The 19,773-nt window shown below is 70.1% G+C and carries 24 protein-coding genes; 8 read left to right on the forward strand and 16 right to left on the reverse strand.

Annotated elements, in window-relative coordinates; translation table 11 throughout:
- Nucleotides 1-2: 2 nt before the first annotated feature.
- The 5 genes from ABT313_RS19275 to ABT313_RS19295 are packed head-to-tail and all read right to left on the reverse strand — an operon-like array spanning nt 3 to nt 3,407.
- Complete coding sequence (locus ABT313_RS19275; protein WP_350855220.1) at nt 3-503, reverse strand: DUF1579 family protein; 501 nt, start codon at nt 501-503, stop codon at nt 3-5.
- Nucleotides 466-843, reverse strand: a complete 378-nt coding sequence (locus tag ABT313_RS19280; RefSeq protein ID WP_350855223.1) for a hypothetical protein — start codon at nt 841-843, stop codon at nt 466-468. The genes ABT313_RS19275 and ABT313_RS19280 overlap by 38 nt, the downstream gene beginning before the upstream one ends.
- Nucleotides 844-845: 2 nt before the next feature.
- Nucleotides 846-1,643 carry an ABC transporter permease subunit gene (locus tag ABT313_RS19285; RefSeq protein WP_350855226.1) on the reverse strand — a complete coding sequence of 266 codons (798 nt, stop codon included), beginning with the start codon at nt 1,641-1,643 and terminating at the stop codon, nt 846-848.
- 5 nt (nt 1,644-1,648) lie between these two features.
- The gene (locus tag ABT313_RS19290; protein ID WP_350855229.1) at nt 1,649-2,539 is read right to left on the reverse strand and encodes an ABC transporter ATP-binding protein; all 891 of its coding nucleotides are present in this window, start codon (nt 2,537-2,539) and stop codon (nt 1,649-1,651) included.
- Between the two features lies 1 nt (nt 2,540).
- Nucleotides 2,541-3,407, reverse strand: a complete 867-nt coding sequence (locus ABT313_RS19295; protein ID WP_350855232.1) for a universal stress protein — start codon at nt 3,405-3,407, stop codon at nt 2,541-2,543.
- A gap of 161 nt (nt 3,408-3,568) precedes the next feature.
- On the opposite strand from ABT313_RS19295, the gene ABT313_RS19300 reads away from it, so the two are divergent.
- Together ABT313_RS19300 and ABT313_RS19305 are read left to right on the forward strand one after the other, a co-directional pair.
- Nucleotides 3,569-4,495, forward strand: a complete 927-nt coding sequence (locus ABT313_RS19300) for an alcohol dehydrogenase catalytic domain-containing protein (protein ID WP_350855234.1) — start codon at nt 3,569-3,571, stop codon at nt 4,493-4,495.
- On the forward strand, nt 4,496-4,621 hold the full coding sequence (locus tag ABT313_RS19305) for a hypothetical protein (protein ID WP_350855237.1): 126 nt from the start codon (nt 4,496-4,498) through the stop codon (nt 4,619-4,621).
- A 55-nt stretch (nt 4,622-4,676) separates the two neighbouring features.
- On the opposite strand, the gene ABT313_RS19310 is transcribed toward ABT313_RS19305, so the two are convergent.
- The 4 genes from ABT313_RS19310 to ABT313_RS19325 are packed head-to-tail and all read right to left on the reverse strand — an operon-like array spanning nt 4,677 to nt 7,631.
- The gene (locus ABT313_RS19310; protein ID WP_350855239.1) at nt 4,677-5,135 is read right to left on the reverse strand and encodes a GyrI-like domain-containing protein; all 459 of its coding nucleotides are present in this window, start codon (nt 5,133-5,135) and stop codon (nt 4,677-4,679) included.
- A 20-nt stretch (nt 5,136-5,155) separates the two neighbouring features.
- Nucleotides 5,156-6,031, reverse strand: a complete 876-nt coding sequence (locus ABT313_RS19315) for a universal stress protein (RefSeq protein WP_350855242.1) — start codon at nt 6,029-6,031, stop codon at nt 5,156-5,158.
- A gap of 14 nt (nt 6,032-6,045) precedes the next feature.
- Entirely contained in the window at nt 6,046-7,014 is a 969-nt protein-coding gene (locus ABT313_RS19320) for an Acg family FMN-binding oxidoreductase (protein WP_350855245.1), read from the reverse strand.
- Nucleotides 7,011-7,631: a hypothetical protein gene (locus ABT313_RS19325; RefSeq protein WP_350855248.1), complete on the reverse strand. Its 621-nt coding sequence runs from the start codon at nt 7,629-7,631 to the stop codon at nt 7,011-7,013. The genes ABT313_RS19320 and ABT313_RS19325 overlap by 4 nt, the downstream gene beginning before the upstream one ends.
- A gap of 188 nt (nt 7,632-7,819) precedes the next feature.
- On the opposite strand from ABT313_RS19325, the gene ABT313_RS19330 reads away from it, so the two are divergent.
- The 5 genes from ABT313_RS19330 to ABT313_RS19350 are packed head-to-tail and all read left to right on the forward strand — an operon-like array spanning nt 7,820 to nt 10,988.
- On the forward strand, nt 7,820-8,380 hold the full coding sequence (locus ABT313_RS19330; protein ID WP_350855251.1) for a hypothetical protein: 561 nt from the start codon (nt 7,820-7,822) through the stop codon (nt 8,378-8,380).
- A 5-nt stretch (nt 8,381-8,385) separates the two neighbouring features.
- Nucleotides 8,386-9,255: a universal stress protein gene (locus ABT313_RS19335; RefSeq protein WP_350855253.1), complete on the forward strand. Its 870-nt coding sequence runs from the start codon at nt 8,386-8,388 to the stop codon at nt 9,253-9,255.
- A 10-nt stretch (nt 9,256-9,265) separates the two neighbouring features.
- The gene (locus ABT313_RS19340) at nt 9,266-10,183 is read left to right on the forward strand and encodes a universal stress protein (RefSeq protein ID WP_350855256.1); all 918 of its coding nucleotides are present in this window, start codon (nt 9,266-9,268) and stop codon (nt 10,181-10,183) included.
- Between the two features lie 13 nt (nt 10,184-10,196).
- Entirely contained in the window at nt 10,197-10,739 is a 543-nt protein-coding gene (locus ABT313_RS19345; protein WP_350855259.1) for a flavodoxin family protein, read from the forward strand.
- A gap of 9 nt (nt 10,740-10,748) precedes the next feature.
- Nucleotides 10,749-10,988: an SHOCT domain-containing protein gene (locus tag ABT313_RS19350; protein ID WP_350855262.1), complete on the forward strand. Its 240-nt coding sequence runs from the start codon at nt 10,749-10,751 to the stop codon at nt 10,986-10,988.
- A gap of 54 nt (nt 10,989-11,042) precedes the next feature.
- Here the strand turns inward: ABT313_RS19350 and ABT313_RS19355 are convergent, their stop codons facing one another.
- Nucleotides 11,043-11,681 (reverse strand): helix-turn-helix domain-containing protein, encoded by a 639-nt coding sequence (locus ABT313_RS19355; protein ID WP_350855265.1) that lies wholly within the window; start codon nt 11,679-11,681, stop codon nt 11,043-11,045.
- A gap of 252 nt (nt 11,682-11,933) precedes the next feature.
- Between ABT313_RS19355 and ABT313_RS19360 the strand changes: the two genes are divergently transcribed.
- Nucleotides 11,934-12,587: a response regulator gene (locus ABT313_RS19360; RefSeq protein WP_350855268.1), complete on the forward strand. Its 654-nt coding sequence runs from the start codon at nt 11,934-11,936 to the stop codon at nt 12,585-12,587.
- A 13-nt stretch (nt 12,588-12,600) separates the two neighbouring features.
- Here the strand turns inward: ABT313_RS19360 and ABT313_RS19365 are convergent, their stop codons facing one another.
- The 6 genes from ABT313_RS19365 to ABT313_RS19390 all read right to left on the reverse strand — a co-directional run bounded on the left by ABT313_RS19365 (nt 12,601) and on the right by ABT313_RS19390 (nt 19,764).
- Nucleotides 12,601-13,164, reverse strand: a complete 564-nt coding sequence (locus tag ABT313_RS19365) for a flavodoxin domain-containing protein (protein WP_350855271.1) — start codon at nt 13,162-13,164, stop codon at nt 12,601-12,603.
- 68 nt (nt 13,165-13,232) lie between these two features.
- Nucleotides 13,233-14,042: a universal stress protein gene (locus ABT313_RS19370; RefSeq protein WP_350855274.1), complete on the reverse strand. Its 810-nt coding sequence runs from the start codon at nt 14,040-14,042 to the stop codon at nt 13,233-13,235.
- Nucleotides 14,039-15,724 carry a thiol reductant ABC exporter subunit CydC gene (cydC, locus tag ABT313_RS19375; RefSeq protein WP_350855277.1) on the reverse strand — a complete coding sequence of 562 codons (1,686 nt, stop codon included), beginning with the start codon at nt 15,722-15,724 and terminating at the stop codon, nt 14,039-14,041. Before cydC ends, ABT313_RS19370 begins: the two co-directional genes overlap by 4 nt.
- A complete protein-coding gene (gene cydD, locus ABT313_RS19380; protein WP_350855280.1) occupies nt 15,721-17,346 on the reverse strand; it encodes a thiol reductant ABC exporter subunit CydD in 1,626 nt (541 codons plus the stop codon). Before cydD ends, cydC begins: the two co-directional genes overlap by 4 nt.
- Complete coding sequence (gene cydB / locus ABT313_RS19385; protein ID WP_350855283.1) at nt 17,346-18,353, reverse strand: cytochrome d ubiquinol oxidase subunit II; 1,008 nt, start codon at nt 18,351-18,353, stop codon at nt 17,346-17,348. Before cydB ends, cydD begins: the two co-directional genes overlap by 1 nt.
- Nucleotides 18,354-18,375: 22 nt before the next feature.
- Nucleotides 18,376-19,764 carry a cytochrome ubiquinol oxidase subunit I gene (locus ABT313_RS19390; RefSeq protein ID WP_350855286.1) on the reverse strand — a complete coding sequence of 463 codons (1,389 nt, stop codon included), beginning with the start codon at nt 19,762-19,764 and terminating at the stop codon, nt 18,376-18,378.
- Nucleotides 19,765-19,773: the final 9 nt, after the last annotated feature.

Here is a 19,773-nt window from a genome sequence, read left to right on the forward strand (position 1 = left end):
ACTCAGGTGATCGTGGTGCAGACGTACTGTTCGACCAGTTCGAAGGGTCCGTTCTGGATGGAGACATCGTTGCGCCAGGTCATCGTGTCGTCGTCGACGATCTGCCAGGACAGCTGTGTGCGGATGGGCGGTCGGCCGATACTGCGGAAGGTGAGCAGGTCGCCGTCGATGCGCCCTGACAGCAGCTCCACGTGACCGTAGTTGTCGGCGATCGAGGCGCGGTACTCGGCGGACCGGGGATCCCAGCCGGAGACCCAATGCAGCTCCCAGTGCAGGACAAAGGTGCCGTCGGCAAGGAACTGGTCCTGCTGGTAGTCGCCGACGATCCACAAGCCGTCCTGGATCGCGTGGTGCCGGCCTTCGCCGGTCGCTGTCATCGCGGGGCTGTCGGGGCCCATCGCACCGGCCTCGATGGCGCCCGTCCAGCGAACGTCTCGCAGGAAGCGCGCCAGGCGCTTCATCTCCTCACCGGCGTGCAACGGCAGCGGAATCAACTGGGTCATCGTGGTGCTCCTCGGGAGTGGAGAAGGTCAGGTGGTCGGCGAGGTTGACGGACCACAGAACCAGGGCCGTCGCGACCGAGACCGTCGCGAGGACCGACGACGTCGGCAGACCGATCACGATCGCGCCTGCGGTCACGGACGTGAGGGCGAGGAACGCCGAGAGCCAGCCGGTGAGATCCGGACGCAGGGCGGGGGTCAGGACGAGCACGGCAGCGCCGATCAGGAGCAGTGACAGGCAGCTCGTCGCTCGGTTGCTTAGTGCAACGAACGGCAGATGGACGGCCAGCAGTGCGACCATCAGGACGGTGGTCGAGGTGTCGCGGCGGGACAGTCCGGACATGGTCAGTGCGCCGTGGAGATGTCGCGGCCGTCCAACGCGGGCAGGGCGAACAGGGTCAGAACGACTGTGCCCGCGAGCAGCCACAGGTAGCTGAGTTGGAGCCCGGCGCCGAGCGGGCCGTTGTGGAAGGCCTGGTGGATGGGGGAGTAGGGCTGCCAGGACTCGAAGCGCGGAAGGATCAGGCCGGCGGCGTACACGACGTACGCCGCGGCCGCAGCAGCCGCCGCGATCCCGATCGCCGTGGTACGGCGGCCCGTGATCGCGCCGACCGTGAGCGCCAGTACACCGTACTCGAGGCCGAGCAACGTCAGCGCGAGGGCGCCGCCGGCCGCGGCCGATGCGGAGATGCCCAGGCCGAAGGCCAGACTGCCGACGATCGTTGCCGTGAACAACACGGCGCCCAGGGCAACGACCGAGACCGCCAGCGCGAGGGCCTTGTCGACCACGATGCGGGCGCCGGAGACCGGGGTGACGAGCAACAGTTCGAGCGTGCCACGTTCCTCCTCGCCGGCCAGCGTGCGGGCGCCGTGGCCGATGCTGTAGACGAGGAACAGACCGGGCAGCATCAGCGTGAACAGCTCGGCGTTGAGGAATCCGTTGCCGGTCGTCATCGCGTCGAGGTTGAAGAACTTGCGCAGCTGCTCGGGGAACGACTGGTACAGCTGCTGGAGGTCCGGCATGTCCCGGACCGACGGCCAGAGCGCGCACTCGAGCAGCACGAGGACGGCGATCGCGATCGACCAGCCGATCAGGCCGCGGCGCGCGTCGTACAGGGACTTCAGGAAGACGTTGCGGAACACGGCTCTCACCTCTGGCCGTCGTAGTAGTCGAGGAACGCCGCCTCGAGATCGGCCTCGTGACTGAGCACGTTGGTCACGTCGTACGGCGCGACCGTCCGGATCAGCTCGGCCGTCGATCCGGTCACCGCCACGCGAGCGGTGTGTCCGTCGACGGTGACTTCCTGGACTCCTGGTACGGCGTGGATCCGGTCGGCCGGCGGTTCACCAGCGAAGGTGAGGTCGAGGCGGCGGCGCGCGGTGTCCTTCAACGCCTGCACCGACTGGACGGTCACCAGGCGACCGGCGCGGAGGATCGCGACGGTGTCGGCGACGGCTTCGACCTCGGACAGCACGTGCGAGGACAGGAACACGGTCCGGCCGGCGTCGCGGGTCTCGCGGAGCAGCGACCGGAACTCGCGTTGCATCAGCGGATCGAGGCCGGACGTCGGCTCGTCGAGGATCAGCAGATCCGGCTCGTGCATGAACGCCTGTACGATCCCGACCTTCTGCCGGTTGCCGCGCGACAGCGACCCGATGCGGACGCCGAGGTCCAGGTCGAACCGCTTCGCGAGCAGCTTGATCCGCTCGCGGTCGACACCGCCGTACAGATGCGCGAAGTAGTCCAGGTACTGCGTGCCGGTGAGATCGGGATAGGCCACGAAGTCGCCCGGCAGGTAGCCGATCCGCCGCTGGATCACGTCGTACTGATCGGCGGCGTCGAACCCGAACACGACCGCGGAGCCGTCGGTCGGCCGGATCAGTCCGGCCAGCAGGCGGATCGTGGTGGTCTTGCCAGCCCCGTTCGGACCGAGGTACCCGACGATCACGCCGGCCGGTACGTCGAGGTCCAGCTTGTCGAGGGCGGTCCGGCGACCGAAGCGCTTGGTCAGCCCGCGCGTCCTGATGACCATGTCCATCTCAGTGCTCCTGATGGTGTACGACGGCAACCGGGCAGTGCGAGTGGTACAGCAGCCCGCGGGCCACGGAACCCATCCGCAGCTCGGAGAACGCCGTCCGGCCGATGCCGCCGACGACCACGAGGTCGGCGTCCTGGGACTCGCGGGCCAGGACGAGCACCGGGTGATCGGTGACAGCGCGACTCTCGGCCCGGACGTCCGGGTACTTCTCGGTCCAGCCTTCGAGGGTCCGGGTGAGCAGTTCGTCGGCGGTGTCGATCCACGGCTGCCGGCTCGGGTCGACCCAGACGTTGGGGTCCGGGTAGCTCTCGCGTACTTCGATCGCGTGGACGCCGTGGACCTCCGCGCCGGTCGTCTCCCCGAGTTCGAAGGCGAACCGCAGCGCTTCCTGGCCCTCGCTGGATCCGTCGACACCGACGACGATCCGGCCGCGTGCGGGTGCGGCTGGGTCCCACGTGTCGGGGACGACGATCAGCGGGACGTCGGTGGCGAGCGCCGTACAGACCTGAGAGGTCGAGCCGAGGACGAGTTCGGCGAAGCCACCCATCCCGCGGCGGCCGACGACCAGGGCTTGTGCGTGCTTGGAGAGCTCGAGGAGCACCTGGGCGGGATGGCCGTGCCGTACCTCGAGCGAAGCCGTCCGGAAGCCGATCCGTTCGAGCTCGTGCAGTGCGTCGTCGATCACCTCACTGCCGTCGTCCGGCCCGTCGGACGATGAGCCGGTGGACAGTTGCCGATCGTCGTCGATGACGTGTACGGCGTGCAGCGGTGCGTCGTGCAGCGTGGCGTACGACGCTGCCCAGGTCAGTGCGATCAGACCGTCTCGGGATCCGTCGATCCCCACCAGCACAGGTTCTTGGGTGGACATGGCACCTCCCGGGGCTCGTACTCCTGCAGTTCCAGTCAAACCGGGGGATTGCGCCGCGGGCAGGGCCGAAGGTCCCGCCGAACAGTGCGGTTCGGCCGCTGTGGCTGCCGATCCGGCGGACCAGAGTCGAGGGTGGAAAGTCTCGTCCAGGGAGGTTTGCGATGAAGGCATTGGTCTACAACGGTCCGGGACAGCGGAGCTGGCGCGAGGTGCCGGACCCGGTGATCCAGGACCCGGAGGACGCGATCGTTCGCGTCGACGCGGTCACGATCTGCGGTACCGATCTGCACATCCTGAAAGGCGACGTGCCGACGGTGCAGCCCGGACGGATCCTCGGGCACGAAGCGGTCGGCACGATCACGGCCGTCGGCAGCGGCGTCCGCGGCGTGGCGATCGGCGACCGGGTGCTGATCTCGTGCATCACGGCCTGCGGGCGCTGCGAGTACTGCCGGCAAGGACACTACGGCCAGTGCCTGGGTGGTGGCGGCTGGATCCTCGGTCACCTGATCGACGGCACGCAGGCCGAGCAGGTCCGGGTCCCGTTCGCCGACCGGTCCGTGTACAGGCTGCCGGACAACGTCACGAACGAGGAGGCGGTGCTGCTGGCGGACATCCTGCCGACGTCGTTCGAGGTCGGCGTACTCAACGGCAAGGTCTCGCCGGGTGACACCGTGGTGATCGTCGGCGCCGGTCCGATCGGGCTGGCGGCACTGGCGACCAGCAAGTTGTTCACGCCGTCGTACGTCGTCGTGGTCGACGCAGCCGACTCGCGCCGCAAGGCCGCGCTGGAGCGGGGCGCCGATCTCGCGCTCGGCCCGGACGAGGACGTGGTCGCCAGGATCCGCGAGCTGACCGGCGGACTCGGCGCGGACGTCGCGATCGAGGCGGTCGGCATCCCGGCCACGTTCGAGCTGTGCACGCAGGTCGTCCGCCCCGGCGGCACGGTCGCGAACGTCGGTGTCCATGGCGCGCCGGCGACCCTGCACCTCGAGGACCTGTGGATCAAGAACGTCACCATCACGACGGGTCTGGTCGACACGTTCTCGACGCCGCGGCTGCTGTCGATGCTGGCCGCCGGCCGGCTGTAGATGCCCGGCCTGGTCACCCACCGCTTCGGCCTCGACGAGATGCAGGACGCGTACGACGTCTTCGCCGACCCGGCCACGACCGGCGCCCTGAAGGTCGCCCTCTTCGGCGACAAGGGCCTCGAGTAGCCGAACAACAGCCGCGGCCCGCGACAACACGTCGCGGACCGCGGCTCTTCAACGCTCAGGTTCGACAGAAGCTGATCGGCTGGATGATCTCGATACGGGTTCCGACCTGGTCGCAGCTGGGCAGGTCGTGGTAGACCTCCCAGCTGTCCCCGGTGGCTACCGCGCCCTCGGCCTGCAGCCATTCCTCGATGGCCTGGTAGGTCTGGGCCGGCTTCTCGTCCGGGTCGGTGTGCCAGAAGACCAGCACCGGCCCGCCGGGAAGTGTCGACGGCACGACGACTCCGCTGTCGGCGATCGGTGCGGCGACCGGGAAGCCGGCCTCCGCCTCGACCAGCCCGTCGGGCAGCGAATGGCAGCGGGCGTAGGGGAAACCGATCGGCGCGATGCCGTGATGCCGCAGATGCTCCGCGACGACGGCGCACGCCGACGGCACCCAGTCCGCCAGCTGCTCAGGAATCAGCAGCGTGCGGCGAACCGCGGTCGGCTGCTCGGTGAGGGCTCTGACCTGGGACATGGGGTGCCTCCAGGCTCCGTTCAACGGACGATCGCGATCGGGCAGTGGGTGTGGTGGAGGGCGCTCTGGCCGACGGATCCGATCAGGAGGCCGGTGAATCCGCCGCGGCCGCGGGATCCGACCACCAGCAGGTCCGCGGTCTCGGAGCGCCGTACCAGGGCCTGCGCCGCGGACCCGGAGACCAGTTCGGTGGTCCACTCGACGTCGGGGTGGTCCGCGGCCGCGCCGGCGACGGACTCGGCGACGAGCAACCTGGACTCGTCCCGGACCTTCTCCTCGTCGAACTGCAGCATCGACGCGCCGTCGTCGTAGGTGAGGAACGGCGAGGTCCAGGCGTGCATCGCGACCACCCGGGCGTGCCGGGCGTCGGCCTGGTCGAAGGCGAAGTCGATCGCCTTGGCGGAGGCCTTCGAGCCGTCCACGCCGACGACGACCGTGGGCCGGTGCTGGATCTGCGGCCGCGGGTCGTGCGGTACGACCAGCACGGGGCACACCGCGTGGGTGGTGACCTGGACGGCGACCGACCCGACGAGAAGTCCGGTCCAGCCGCCGAGGCCGCGTGAACCGAGGACGACCAGCCGAGCGTCCTCGGCGGCCTCGATCAGCACCTTCGGCGCCGCGCCGCCCACCAGCGTCGTCTCGACGGTGAGCTCCGGGTGGTGGAGACGGATGCCTTCGGCAACTGCCGAGAGACCCTTCTCCCGTGCCGCCCGGAGAGCGTCGAGCGGGACGACCTGGCCGGGTGACGGACGGGTGACGATGACGATCTCGAAGGCTTCGACGATCCGGAGCGGCGCCATCGTCCGGACGGCCTCGTCGGTCGCCCAGCGCAGCGCACTCTGGCTGCCGGTGGAACCGTCGTACCCGACGACGATCGGGGCGGACTGGGTGGTCATGGTGTTCTCCTTGTCTAGAACCATTGGTCGAAGGAGTCGCGCCAGTTGCGGCGACTCGGGTGTGGCACGGACTGTGCGGGGTAGCCGATCCGGATCACCATCTGCGGCCACTGCTCGCCGCCGATCAGCTCCCGGACCTGGTAGCGCGCCGGCGCGTGTTCGAGCAGTTGGTCGAGGAACGACGCGACGAGGCCGTACGACGTGGCCGTCAGCAGCACCCGCTGCAGGGCGGCGCCGGCCCGGACCCACGCGTCGGCGTCCTCCTCGGGCGTGGCGAGCACGACGATGGTCGGATCGGTCTCGAAGACGGCCTGACTACGATGCGCGCTGTCGTAGCCCGCGGACAGATCGCGGACCAGCGCGTCCCGCACGGGGGACGGCCCGAGAGCGTTGCCGGGGACTCCGTCGCTCGATCGGTCGCCGCCGACCCAGCTGTGCCGCTCGTGGAGACGGTCCTCGTCGTGCATCTCGAGGACGTCGGTCTGCTTGAGCAGCGTGCCGAGCTCGGACCGGTCGGCGGGGTCGAGCCACCGCAGCCTCGCGCCTTCGGTGCGCGCGGCGTCGCTCAGCCGGCGCTGCAACTGCGACGGGATCCGGTGCTCGAGGAGCGGCCCGCGATAGGTGTGCCGCCGGGACACCTCGCCGTACAGACGGCTCAGCCCGGGGACCGGCGTACTGCGGGCGGCGAGGAAGATCCGGGCCGTGACCTCCGGGCGAGCCGGATCCGGATGGATCGCGAGGCGGGACTCGTGGCCGAGCATCGCGGCCGCGACCTGGACGTTGAAGGCCGCCGCGCCGGCGCCGATGTGGGCCGCGCGCCCGGACGCGTCCTCGACCGGAAGCGTGCGCTCCTCGTCGAGCAGTACGTCGACCACCGGCCCGTGCACCTCGAACCGCCAGGGCTGGGTGTTGTGGATCGAGGGCGCCTGGACGGCCGCCGTCAGCAGGATGCCGATCTCGTCGTCGGTCAGTGCAGCGTTCATGGCTTGTCCGTTCCGGTCCGCTCGCCGAAGCGGATCAGTGTGTGGTTCACGCATTCGGCCCGGACATCGCGTGCGGTAGCAGTGAGCAGGACCCGTTCGAGTGCGATGCCGGCCTGGACCTGATCCGCGGGTTCACCGCGGTGGGTGACGACGACGGCGAGCGACCCGACCGGGATCCAGGTCAGTTGCGCGTCCTCGATCGCCGCGGCCCGCTCGAGCTCACGGCGTACCTGGTCGTCCGGCGGGGTGGCGGGACGGACCAGGTGCCGGCTCAGGATCGCGGCGTACAGCTGCTGGAGCTCCTGGTCGGGGAGTCCGGTCGGTTCGACGAGGATCCGGGCGGCGAGGCCGGGGTCGCTCGGGTAGGGGTAGAGGCTCGTCCAGCTGTCGTACCTGAGCGATGCGGCCGCACAGCGGATGTTGAAGACGGCTGCGCCGGTGGCAATGCGCTGGAGCCTCGCGACCGGATCGGGCTGCGGGCTCTCGTCGAGGTAGACGTCGATCAGGTGCCCGTTCGCCTCGATCCGCCAGGGGCGCGGGACGTGCAGCCCCGGAGCGGTGTCGGCAGCGTGCAGCAGTACGCCGAGCGTTGTGGACGTGAGCTGGTCGGTCAGCATCGGCGCCTCCCCTCGGGCTGTGGTCCTTCCGATTCCAGCGTGGGCCGCGCGTCGCGCGGCGGACAGCGGCATACGTCCCGGGCGCGAGGGGCCGTTCGCCCCCGGTACGTGGGGTGACAACGGCTCTGACCATCGGCGCCGCGGAACCGCACGATCGAGGTGTCGGAAACCAGTGAAAGGACGACATCATGACCACCACGCCGAATCGGCAGCACCTGCCGGCTCCTGCGATCGAGCCCGACGGCGATCGCCATCCGATCATCACCACTGCGGCCGGGCGAATGCTCGCCGTACTGCGGATCGTCTACGGCCTGACCTTCTTGTGGGCCTTCTTCGACAAGCTGTTCGGCTGGGGCTACGCGACACCGTCCGGCAAGGGCTGGATCGACGGTGGCGACCCGACCGCCGGCTTCCTGGGCAAGGGGACGACCGGCCCGATGGCCGACTTCTACCACTCGCTGGTCGGTGACTGGTGGGTCACCCCGCTGTTCATGGTCGGCTTGGCCGGTATCGGTCTCGCGCTGACCCTCGGTATCGGCATGCGGATCGCGGCCGGCGCCGGCACGCTGCTGTACCTGCTGATGTGGTCGGCGAACCTGCCGCCGGAGAACAACCCGGTCCTGGACGACCACATCGTCGGCGCCATCACCGTCATCGCGCTCGCACTGGTTGCCGCTGGCAACGTTTGGGGTCTGGGCAAGTGGTGGAGCAGCCTGGACTTCGTCCGCAAGTACCCGTGGCTGCGGTGAGTCGGATGACCGTCAAGCCGGTCATTCACGTGGGAGTCGACGGCTCCTGGCGTGACACCGGTGCCCTGGAGTGGGCCCTGCAGGAGTCGTTGCTCCGGCAGGAGCCCCTCCAGGTGGTGCACGTGATCGAGGAGCAGGTCCGGCAGGCCCCTGGCTGGGAGCCGGACGCCGTCGACGACGCGTCGACGGATCTTGTCAACGACGTCCAGAAGTTCCTGGACGAAAGCCCGGACGCCCTCGACCACGAGGCGGGGCTGATGGTCGGGCCACCGGCCCGGACGCTGGCCGAAGCAGCTGCCGGCAGCCGGATGCTGGTCGTCGGCCGCCGGGGCCTGGGGGTGTTCAAGCGGCTGCTGATCGGCTCCACGTCGGAGGCGGTCGTGACGCGGGCGCAGGTCCCGGTTGTCGTCGTACCGGCGCATTGGAGGCCGGCCGATCACGCCGGCCCGGTGCTGGCTGCGGTCGACGACGGCGAGGACAACGCAGCCGTGCTGGAGTTCGCGACCGCTGCGGCGGCCGAACGGGACGTGCCGATCCGGATCCTGCATGTGTGGGACCTGCCGGCCATCTTCAGCTGGGACGCGATGAACACCGCCGGCGTCGAGTCAGAGTGGGCCGAGAACGCGCAGCGGCACCTGGAGAACGTCGCGGCCGAATGGCAGGCGAAGTGCCCGAACGCGACCATCCAGGTCGCGGTCCGGCGCGGCCACGCGGTCGACGGCGTCATCACGGCCGCCGAGCAGTGCGACGCCCAGCTGCTGGTCGTCGGCACCCGCCACCACACGCGATTGATGTCGGTCCTGCTCGGCTCGGTGACCAGAGGCGTACTGCACCACGCGACGTGCCCGTTGGCCGTCGTACCAGTTCAAGTGTGAGGTGAGAGAAATGACTGCCTGGAATCGGACCGGATCCGTTGTGGTCGAAGTCGACGGCAGCGCGGAGAACCTGCGGGTGGTGGACTACGCCGCCGCGGAGGCGCTGCAGTCCGGTGCCGAGCTGGTGCTCGTGGCGCCGTACTCGGCACATGGTTCGTACAGTCCGATGATGCCGGCGTACGCGTCGAAGCCGCCCGCGGAGCTGGCCGATGCCACCTTGCGGATCGCGGTCGCGCATGTACGGCACCAGCACGGGTACGGCCTCGAGCTGGCGGCCGTCGCCGGTGAGGGATCGCGGGCCAGGGTGCTCGCGCACGCCGCCCGGGCCGCGCGCATGCTGGTGGTCGGCAGGTCCCGCAGCCGTGGTCCGCAACGGCTCGTGCACACCCAGGCCAACCTGACCCTGGCGGCCCGGGCGGGCTGCCCGGTGATCGTCGTACCGCTGTCGTGGAAGCCTTCGCTGCTCGACCGGAAAGTTGCCGTTGGCATCGACGGTACGCCGTTGTCAGACGAGGCACTGGAGTTCGCGTTCAGTATGGCGGCCGGTCGTGACGGCGACCTGATCGTGGTCCACGCCGGGCTGCCGGCGGAGCGTCCGTTCAACGACGAGGATCCGGAAGGCGCGTGGATCAGCCGGGCGGAGTACCTGATGTCGGAGACGCTCGGCCCGTGGACGAGCCGGTTCCCGCGGGTCCGAGTGACCCGGTTCCTGAGCAGCCGGCCGCCGGCCGCGGCGCTCGTGCACGAGAGCAGCGACGTCGGCCTGGTCGTCGTCGGCGCCCACAGCGGTGCGTTGCCGGTCGACCCGGTCGCGCGGCGCTCGATGGCCGCGATGACCTGCCCGGTGGCCATCGTGCCCCACCACCCGACCGAGAGCGTGAAGTCGCGGGCCGGCCGGCGCGCGGCCTCCGCCGTACCAGCGCATTGATCGGAGGCGCATCATGTCCGGAAGTGATCGTGCACTCGTGGTGTACGAGTCGATGTTCGGCAACACCGAGCGGATCGGGCGGGCGATCCGGGACGGATTGCGTGGCTACCTGCCGGCCGACGTGGTGGCGGTGAACCGCGCGCCCAGCGTGCTGTCCGACGACCTGCGGCTGCTGGTCGTCGGCGGACCGACGCACGCGTTCTCGATGAGCCGCGTGTCGACCCGGCAGGAAGCCTGGAAGCAGGGTGACCTGGTGACGCCGGTCGAGGTCGGCATCCGCGAATGGCTGGCGGCACTGGAAGCGGCGGAGAGCCGCCCGCGACCGCCCCAGGTGGCGACCTTCGACACCCGGATCGCCAAGGTACGGCGGCTGCCGGGATCGGCGGCCCGGTCCGCGGCGAAGCTGTTGCGGCGCAAGGGCTACCGGATGATCCCGTCGGAGAGCTTCTTCGTGAACGAGACGACCGGCCCGATCCGCGACGTCGAGATCGAGCGCGCGCACCGATGGGGCGCCGAGCTCGGCCGGCTGCTGACCGGATCGACCAAGGTCGCGTGAGGAGGACCGATGATGCACTCGACCGCAGGTGCCGCCTTCTGGTCGGTGACCGTGCTCGTGCTGTGGGTCGTGGCAGTCGGCGGCGCGGCGTGGGCGACGGTGTGGATGACGCGGCGGCCGCGCCCCCGGCCGCCGGTGCTGCCGTCGCCGCTCGACATCCTCGAGCGCCGCTTCGCCGCCGGCGAAATCACCCGCGACGAGTTCGACGAGGCCCGCGCCCGCGTACGCGAGCACGAGCTGGATGTCTGACAGCAAAGGCCGAGGGCCGCACCGGGATTCCCGGTGCGGCCCTCGTGCAGGTTCTCACCAGTTGCGGATGCGGCGACCGGTGATGCGGCGGGGCTCGATGGCCAGGTAGGTCTCGCGAGTGCCGCCGGCCCACGGCTCGACGTGGTCGTGTGCGGTGCGGATCTCGGGCTCGGTGGCGGGGCGGACCGTGCCGTTGACCAGCACGCTCCAGCCGTCCTGCATGCCTTCGTCGAACAGGTCGAGCTCGAACGCGATCGGCTCGAGGTCGTACTGCGCGACTGCGCTGTCGGCCGCCGTACGGAAGATGATCAGCTCGTCGCGGTAGCAGTAGTTGACCGGGATCACCACCAGTTCGTCGACCCCGCGGTACGCGATCCGCCCGACGGTCGCGGACCGGATCAGCGTGATGCACTCGTCGGTCCGCATGGGCTCCAGTACGGGTGCCGTCGGACGCAGCGCCGTCGTCGGGGCCGGCGGACCGGTGAGGTCCGGGACGGTAACGCCGAGAGCGTGTGCAAGCCGCACCAGCTCCCCGCCGGAGAGCGCGAACGGCCGGCTCTCGATCTGCTCGATCCGGTCCGTGGTCAGACCGGTCCGCTCCGCGACCTCCGACGGCCGCAGACCAAGCGCCAACCGCCGATGCCGAATCCGGGTGCCGAGCTCGCTCGGCCCGCCTGCGGTCTGTGTGTCCATCGGAGTCTGCCTTCCCTGTCGAGCTGTCACCTTCAGCCAACCAGCCGGACGTCCGTGCGGGCAGGGTCCGAGGTCACTGCCGACCGGGCCGGACGGCACGGTGGGGCCCTCGTCAGGCGCTGCCGGACGGCCCGGCCGAAGGTCCCGAACAGGCCGGGACCGTGGTCCCTGGCGAGTAACGTGGTGGACGCGGGATGCTGTGGGGGCGCCCGGCCGACGGGCCGCGACGCGAGCCATCCGAAGGAGTCGGTGATGACGATCAAGGTGTTCCTGCTCGACGACCACGAGGTGGTCCGCCTGGGGCTGCACCAGCTGCTGGAGGCGGAGCCGGACATCGAGGTGGTCGGCGACGCGTCGACCGCCGCGGAGGCGATCGCGCGGATCCCCGCCGTCCGTCCCGATGTCGCGGTCCTCGACGTACGGCTGCCGGACGGCGACGGGATCACCGTGTGCCGTGAGGTCCGTTCGCTGATGGACGAGCCGCCGGCGTGCTTGATGCTGACGTCGTTCTCGGACGACGAGGCGCTGTTCACCGCGATCATGGCCGGCGCGTCCGGGTATCTGCTGAAGCAGATCCACGGCCAGGCGTTGATCGACGCCGTACGCCGTCTCGCCGCCGGCGAATCCCTGCTCGACCCTTCGATGACGGCCAAGGTCCTGGAACGCCTACGCCACCCGGCCGAGGCGGAGGACCCCAGGTACGCGTCCCTCACCGACCAGGAACGGCGCATTCTCGCTGAGATCGCCGAAGGCAAGACCAACCGCCAGATCGCCCAGTCCCTGTACCTGGCCGAGAAGACAGTCAAGAACTACGTCTCCTCGCTACTACGCAAGCTCGGCCTCGAGCGCCGCACCGAGGCAGCCGTCTTCGCGATCGAACACGCCAAGAAGCAACAGCGCGGCTGACCCGCGGGGCCGCTCAGCCGAGGAAGTGGCCGGCTGGGCGGGTGGGGGTGGGGGTGGGCGGACGGTGCCAGGTGCTGCGTTCGGTGGCTTCGAGGGCGGCGTTGATGTCGGTGGCCCAGGCGCGGATCACAGTCCAGTCGCGGGAGTCACCCGCGAGGTCGCCGGTGGCCATGTGTCGCGCGAGGAAGCCTTTGGCCGTGTCCGGGTCGAGGCTGCCGGGGAAAGTGACCGCGGGGGTCGCGCCGATCTCGTGGGCCAGGTGGCGGACGGCCGGCGGCATCGTCTGTTCCTCGTCCTTGTCGGGCCCGACCGGGCCGCTGTGGAAGAGCCAGACCTGGCGCGCGCGGAGTTCGTCGACGTGGTGGCGCAGGAACCGGACCGCCTCCCGCCGCCACCGGCGGATGTAGATGGCGCTGCCCAGCACGACTGCGTCGTACGGCGTGATGTCCTTGACCTGGTTGACGTCCAGGACGTCGACCACGTGGTTGTGCGCGCGGAGCTCGGTGCCGATCGCCTCGGCGATCCCGGCGGTCGCGCCCGACTTGCTGGCATAGGCGACCAGTACCTTCTTCGACATCACAGCCTCCTTCGTCACCCTCAGGACACCACCCGGGAGCCACGCCCGGGCAGTGCCGAACGACCCGCCTAGGCGGGACGTTCGATCGCGCCGTGCGGGATGACGGCGACCGGACAGGCCGCCTGATGCAGCATGGTCTGGCTCACCGAGCCGAGCAGCAGCCCGGCGAACCCGCCGCGGCCGCGCGACCCGACGACGAGCAACTGCGCGTCGGCCGACCATTCCAGCAGGAGCTCGGACGGATGTCCGCTCACCTCGATCAGCTCGGCGTCCTGGGCGAGCGCGTGCGCGCGGACACCGGCCAGCAGGTCGTGGTCCTCGTCCTCGTCGTCCGCCAGCACCGCGACGATCCGCGCGGCCAGCCCGTGCCGTTTGGCGTACTCCAGGCCGAAGTCGACCGCAGCGTCCGCCGCCCGCGACCCGTCGTACCCGATCACGACCTCATTGCCCGCGAGCGCATCCTCGGTCGGGCGTACGACGACGACCGGGCACCGTGCGTGCGCGGCCAGGTCGACACCCGCCGAACTGATCACCGCGCTGAGCAGCCGTCCGACGACCCGGCTCCCGATCACGACAAGCTCCGCGGACCGCGACTCCGCCAGCAGAACCGCGGACGGGAACCCGTCGACCCGATGCCCTGTCACCTCCAGTCCCGGTGCGAACTCACGGGCGACCGCCACCGCTTCCTCGACGATCCGGTCGGCGTTGGCCCGTAGCCCCGGCGCCATGTCGCTCGGTCCGAGCGGCACGCGGAACTCCGCCCAGACGAACGCGTGCACCAGCCGCAGACCGACCCCGCGGGCCTCCGCCTCGGCGGCGCCCCAGCGGATCGCGTTCTCACAGTCGGGCGCACCGTCGATGCCTACGACAACGGTCATGCCGGCCTCCTTCGCCAGTGCCGGGTCTCGGGCGCCTCGGAGACGGCGCCCTGCTGGGCGAGCTCGAAGACGCAGTCGACGTCCTCGAGGTCGCGGTAGCGGTGGGTGATGAGGAGCGTGGTACGGCCCTCGGTGGCGTGGACGATGTCGTGGATCAGGTCGTCCGCGGTCGGGCCGTCGAGGTGAGCGGTGGGCTCGTCGAGGACGAGTACGGCGGGATTCGCGAGCAGCGCCCGGGCGAGCACGAGACGCTGGCGCTCGCCGCCGGAGATCCGTGCGCCGCGTTCACCGACGGTCGTGTCCAGCCCGCCGGGTTGCCGCCGTACCCAGTCACCGAGGCGGACCTGGTCGAGCGCGGCGAACAGCTCCTCGTCGTCCGCGTCCGGGCTGCCGATCCGGAGGTTGTCGCGGATCGTGGCGTCGAAGACATGGTCGTCCTGCCCGCACAGTACGACGAGGCGCCGGTACGACGTCTCGTCGAGCGCGCTCAGGTCGGCGCCGGACAGTGTGATCCGGCCGGTCTCGGGCGCGAGGAAGCCGACGAGGGCCGCGGCGAGTGTGCTCTTGCCGGATCCGCTCGGACCGATCAGCCCGACCCCTTGACCGGGCCGGAGCTCGAGGTCGACGCCTGCCACCGCGGGCGCGTCGGCTCCCGGCCACCGAAGGTCGAGGTTGCGCAGCGAGAGCGTGCCGGGCTCGGCCGTTTCGGTGCCCCAGGCAACCGATGGCGCTGGGAGGCCCGCCAGTGCGTGCAGCCGGTCGGCCGCTTGCCAGCCGCGGATGAGGTGTCGAGCGGCTCCGGGCAACGGCGTGACAAGCTCGAAGGCGGCCAGCGGTGTGAGCACGAGAACCGCCAGTATGACGCCTGCGAGTCGCCCGTCGCGTACTGCGGGAACTCCGACCAGGATCTCGCCCGTCACCGTGCAGGCGAGTGCGACGTTCGCGACTGCCGCGCCGAGCCCGGTCGACGACGCCGAGCGCTTCAGGATCCCGGTCAGTCGGGCGTCCTGTTCGCGGACCTGCCGCAGCCTTTCGTCGGTGGCGCCGTACGCCGTGAGGTCCGGCAGACCGGTGAGGAGAGCGTGGACGTCGCTCGTCAGCGTCGATCGGACGGGCGCGAACCGACGCTCGGCGTGGGCCGAGAGCGCGAGCGACACCACCGGTCCGCCGATCCCCGCGACGGACAGCCCGATCAGCAGGACGGCGCCGGCGGCCGGCAGCAGGGCGGAGAGCAGGGCGACGGTGGCGACTCCGGTGATCAGGCTCACCGCGATCGGCAGTACGGCGCGGACCAGGAGATCCTGGATCGCGTCGACGTCGCGGGTGACACGGGTCAGCAGATCGCCCGCGCGGGTGCCGCCGAGACCGGCGGGTGCGGCGCGGTCGAGATCGATCCAGGCCTGCACGCGGGTGCGCCCGAGGACCCGGAACGCGGCGTCGTGACCGACGAGCCGTTCGGCGTACCGCAGTACTCCGCGTCCGATGCCGAAGGCGCGCACGGCGACGATCGCCACGGTCAGATAGAGCACCGGCGGGTGCTGCGCGGCGCGGGAGATCAGCCACGCCGAGGTTGCGAGCAGCCCGATCGAACACGCCATCGCCAGTACGCCGAGCAGCGCGGCAGCGATCAGCCGGGTGAGCTCGGGCCGTACGACGCGACCCAGCCAGCGCATCGTCGTCATGCCGGCACCGCCGTCCGGTCGAGGTGGATCACGTGGTCGCAGAGCTCGAGCAGGGCCGGTCGATGCGTGACGATGACGACGGTCCGGCCCGTGAACGCCTCTGGGAGCGACTTCAACAGCGCCTGCTCGGTGTCCGGATCGACGCTCTCGGTAGGTTCGTCCAGGAGCAGCAGTGGAGCATCGCGCAGGATGGCCCGCGCGAGGGCGATCCGGCGGCGCTGCCCGGCCGACACCCCCTCGCCACGCTCGCCGAGGACGAGATCCAGCGGTACGTCGACCCGCGCCAGCCGGGCCGCTCTGCGAACGGCGAGATCGTCGGCCTGGTCGTCGCCGAGCCGGATGTTGTCCGCGGTCGTCCCGCTGAACAAGGCCGGATCCTGCCCCATCCAGGCGACGTCCTGCCGCCAGCGGGTGAGGTCGGCACCGATCAGATCGATGCCTCCGGCAAGGACTTGTCCCTGGTCCGGGCGGATCGTGCCGAGCAGCAGTCCGAGCACGGTCGACTTCCCGGCGCCGCTGGGTCCGACGATCCCGGTGATCTGCCCAGGCGGAACAACGGCCGACATGTCGTCGACGGCGGGCACCTCGGCCTCGCGGCTGTGCACCGTGACCTCACGCAGAACGATCGGGCCGGACGCATCTGCGATCAGGTGCCCGGGCTCCGGAGTGGCCTCTTCGATGACCCGGAACAACTGATCCGCGGCCGCCAGGCCCTCGGCGCTGGCGTGGTAGTGAGCGCCGAGCAGACGCAGCGGCAGGTAGGCCTCGGGAGCAAGGATCAGGACAAGGAGGGCAGTCCGCAGATCGAGCCGCCCGTCGACCAGCCGCAGACCCACCGAGACAGCTACGAGAGCGACCGACAGCGTGGCGAGGAGCTCGAGGACGAGCGACGACAGGAAGGCGATCCGCAACGTCGCCAGCGTCGTACGTCGCTGCCGGTCGGCGAGCCGCCGGATCGTCTCGACCTGCGCCCGGGAACGGCCGAAGACCTTGAGCGTCCCGATCCCGGCGAGCACGTCGAGGAAATGATGCGCCAGCGTCTGCAGTGTCTCCCACTGGCGCGCGGTCGCCGCTTTGGTGGTGAGGCCGACGAGGACCATGAAGATCGGGATCAACGGCAAGGTCGCGACCACGATCACGGCGCTCAGCCAGTCCGCCGCGAGCATCCGGGCCGCGACGGCCGCCGGTACGACGGCGACGAGGACGAGCTGCGGCAGGTACCGCGAGAAGTAGTCGTCGAGGGCATCGATGCCGCGGGTCGCGAGCGTGGTGAGTTCGCCGCTGCGTTCGCCTGTGAGCCACCGCGGGCCGAGGGCAACGATCTTGGCGAGGAACCGCATCCGCAGCTCGGACTTGACCGCCGCCGAGCAGCGCTGGGCGACGACCTCGGCCAGCCAGGACAGCACGGCCCGGGCAAGCAGCGTGGCCGCGAGTACCGCCGCGGGGACACGAAGCTGTTCGAGCCCGGCGCCGCCGAGGAATGCGTCGGTGATGATGCCGGCCAGCAGCCACGCCTGGAGCAGGACGAGCACGGCCTGCGCCGTACCGATGACGGCCGACAACGCGAGGAAGATCCTCGTGCCGCGCGCATGCCGGACCAGCCGCCGGTCTACGGCCGGCATCAGGCGACCTCGACCTGCGGGACGTCGTCGCGGGTGAGGCGGCGACGGAACACCCAGTACGTGTAGCCCTGGTAGAGCAGCACGATCGGGGTGAAGACCACTGCCACCCAGGTCATGATCTTCAGCGTGTACGGCGTCGACGCCGCGTTCTCGGTGGTCAGGCTGTAGGCCGGATCGATCGTGGACGGCAGCACGTCCGGATACAACGTCACGAACAGCGTCGCCGCGGCCAGCACGATGGTCGCCGCCGTGCCGAGGAAGCCCAGGCCGTCGCGGCCGGCGCGTGAGGCGAGGATGCCGCCGACGAGGCAGACGGCGGCCAGCAGTGCGAGTGCCCAGGTGATCCACGATCCGTCGTACGACTGCGTCCAGATCAGGAACGCGGCCGCGAGCGGCACGGTGACCGCACCCAGCGGCAGGATGAGCCCGCGAGCCCGGTCCCGAACCGGTCCGTGCGTCTTGAGCGCGAGGAAGATCGCGCCGTGCAGGGCGAAGAGCACCAGCGTCGTCAGGCCGCCGAGCAGCGCGTACGGGTTCAGCAGCGTGAAGAAGGTGCCCGTGTAGTCGTGATTGGCGTCGAGCGGGACGCCGCGGACGATGTTCGCCAGTGCGACTCCCCAGAGCAGAGCCGGTACGGCGCTGCCGGTCACGATCGCGACGTCCCAGCGCCGGTGCCAGTCCGCGTCGTGGAGCTTGTTGCGGTACTCGAGCGCGATGCCGCGCACGATCAGCGCGACCAGGATCACCAGCAGGGCCAGGTAGAACCCGGAGAACAGGCTGGCGTACCAGTACGGGAACGCGGCGAAGGTGGCGCCGCCGGCGACCAGCAGCCAGACCTCGTTGCCGTCCCACACCGGGCCGATGGTGCGCAGGGTCACCTGCCGGTCGACCGGGTCCTTGGCGACCGCGGGCAGCAGGATGCCGACGCCGAAGTCGAATCCCTCGAGCACCAGGTAGCCGGTCCACAGGACCGCGATCAGCACGAACCAGACATCGGTGAGTTCCATCGGGGCTCCTCGGTACGGGAGATCAGTACAGGAAGGCGGCGTCGGGCTCGGACAGGTCCGGGTCCGGCACTGCCGGGACGATCCGGGCGAACCGGAGCAGGAGTGCGACCTCGATCACCGCGAGGACGGCGTACAGGACCGTGAAGGTGATCATCGAGGTGAGCACCGAGCCGGCGCCGACCGTGGGGGAGACCCCGTCGCGGGTCTGCATCAGGCCGAACACGATCCACGGCTGGCGGCCCATCTCGGTGAAGATCCAGCCGAAGCTGTTGGCGGCCAGCGGTAGCAGCGGAAGTACGATCGCAGCGCGGGTGAGCCACCGTGACGGTCGCTGCTCCGGGCGGCGCAGCCGCCACAGCGCGATCAGCGCGATCAGGGCCGCCAGGGCGCCGAACAGAATCATCGAACGGAACGTCCAGTAGGTGACCGGGATGTTCGGCTTGTAGCTGCCCGGTCCGAACCGCTGTTCGTAGGCTTGCTGCAGGTCGTTGATCCCCTGCACCTTCCCGTTCCAGCTGCCGGTGGCGAGGAACGACAGGCCGTGCGGGACGGTCACCGACCAGAGTTCACGTTGCCCGTCGAGGGAGCCGATCGTCAGCAGCGAGAAGCCGGCCGGCTGGGCGGTGTCGTAGAGCGCCTCTGCCGCGGCCATCTTCATCGGCTGGGTCTCGGTCATGATCTTGCCCTGGATGTCACCGGTCACGAAGACCGCGACCGCCGCCACGAGCACCGTGATGGCGCCGAGCTTCGCGGCCGGCCGGAAGAGCGCCGTACGTTCCTCCCCGCCGCGGAGGACATGCCACAGGGCGATGCCGAGCATGAACGCACCGGCCGTCAGGAAGCTGGCCGCGATGGTGTGCGGGAAGGTCGCGAGCGCGACCTTGTTGGTCAGCACCGCACCGAAGTCCTGGAGTTCTGCCCGCCCGGAGGCGCGGTCGTAGCGGTAGCCGACCGGCCACTGCATCCAGGAGTTCGCGGCCAGGATGAAGTACGCCGACAACTGGGTGCCGATGGCAACGAGCCAGATCGAGGCCAGGTGTACCCGCTTCGGCAGCCGGTCCCAGCCGAAGATCCACAACCCGAGGAAGGTCGACTCCAGGAAGAACGCGAGCAGGCCCTCGATCGCCAGCGGAGCGCCGAAGATGTCGCCGACGAACTTCGAGTAGGCGCTCCAGTTCATCCCGAACTGGAACTCCTGCACGATGCCGGTGACGACGCCCATCGCGAAGTTGATCAGGAACAGCTTGCCCCAGAACTGGGTGAGCTGCCGGTACTTCACCTTCCCGGTCCGGTACCAGGCGGTGTGCAGGCCGGCCACGAGGGCCGACAGGCCGATGGTGATCGGCACGAACAAGAAGTGGTAGACGGTGGTGATCCCGAACTGCCACCGTGCCAGGTCGATCGCATCCATGGTCCACAG

This window comes from Kribbella sp. NPDC000426 (assembly GCF_040300265.1).
In the GTDB taxonomy this organism is placed as follows: Bacteria; Actinomycetota; Actinomycetes; order Propionibacteriales; family Kribbellaceae; genus Kribbella.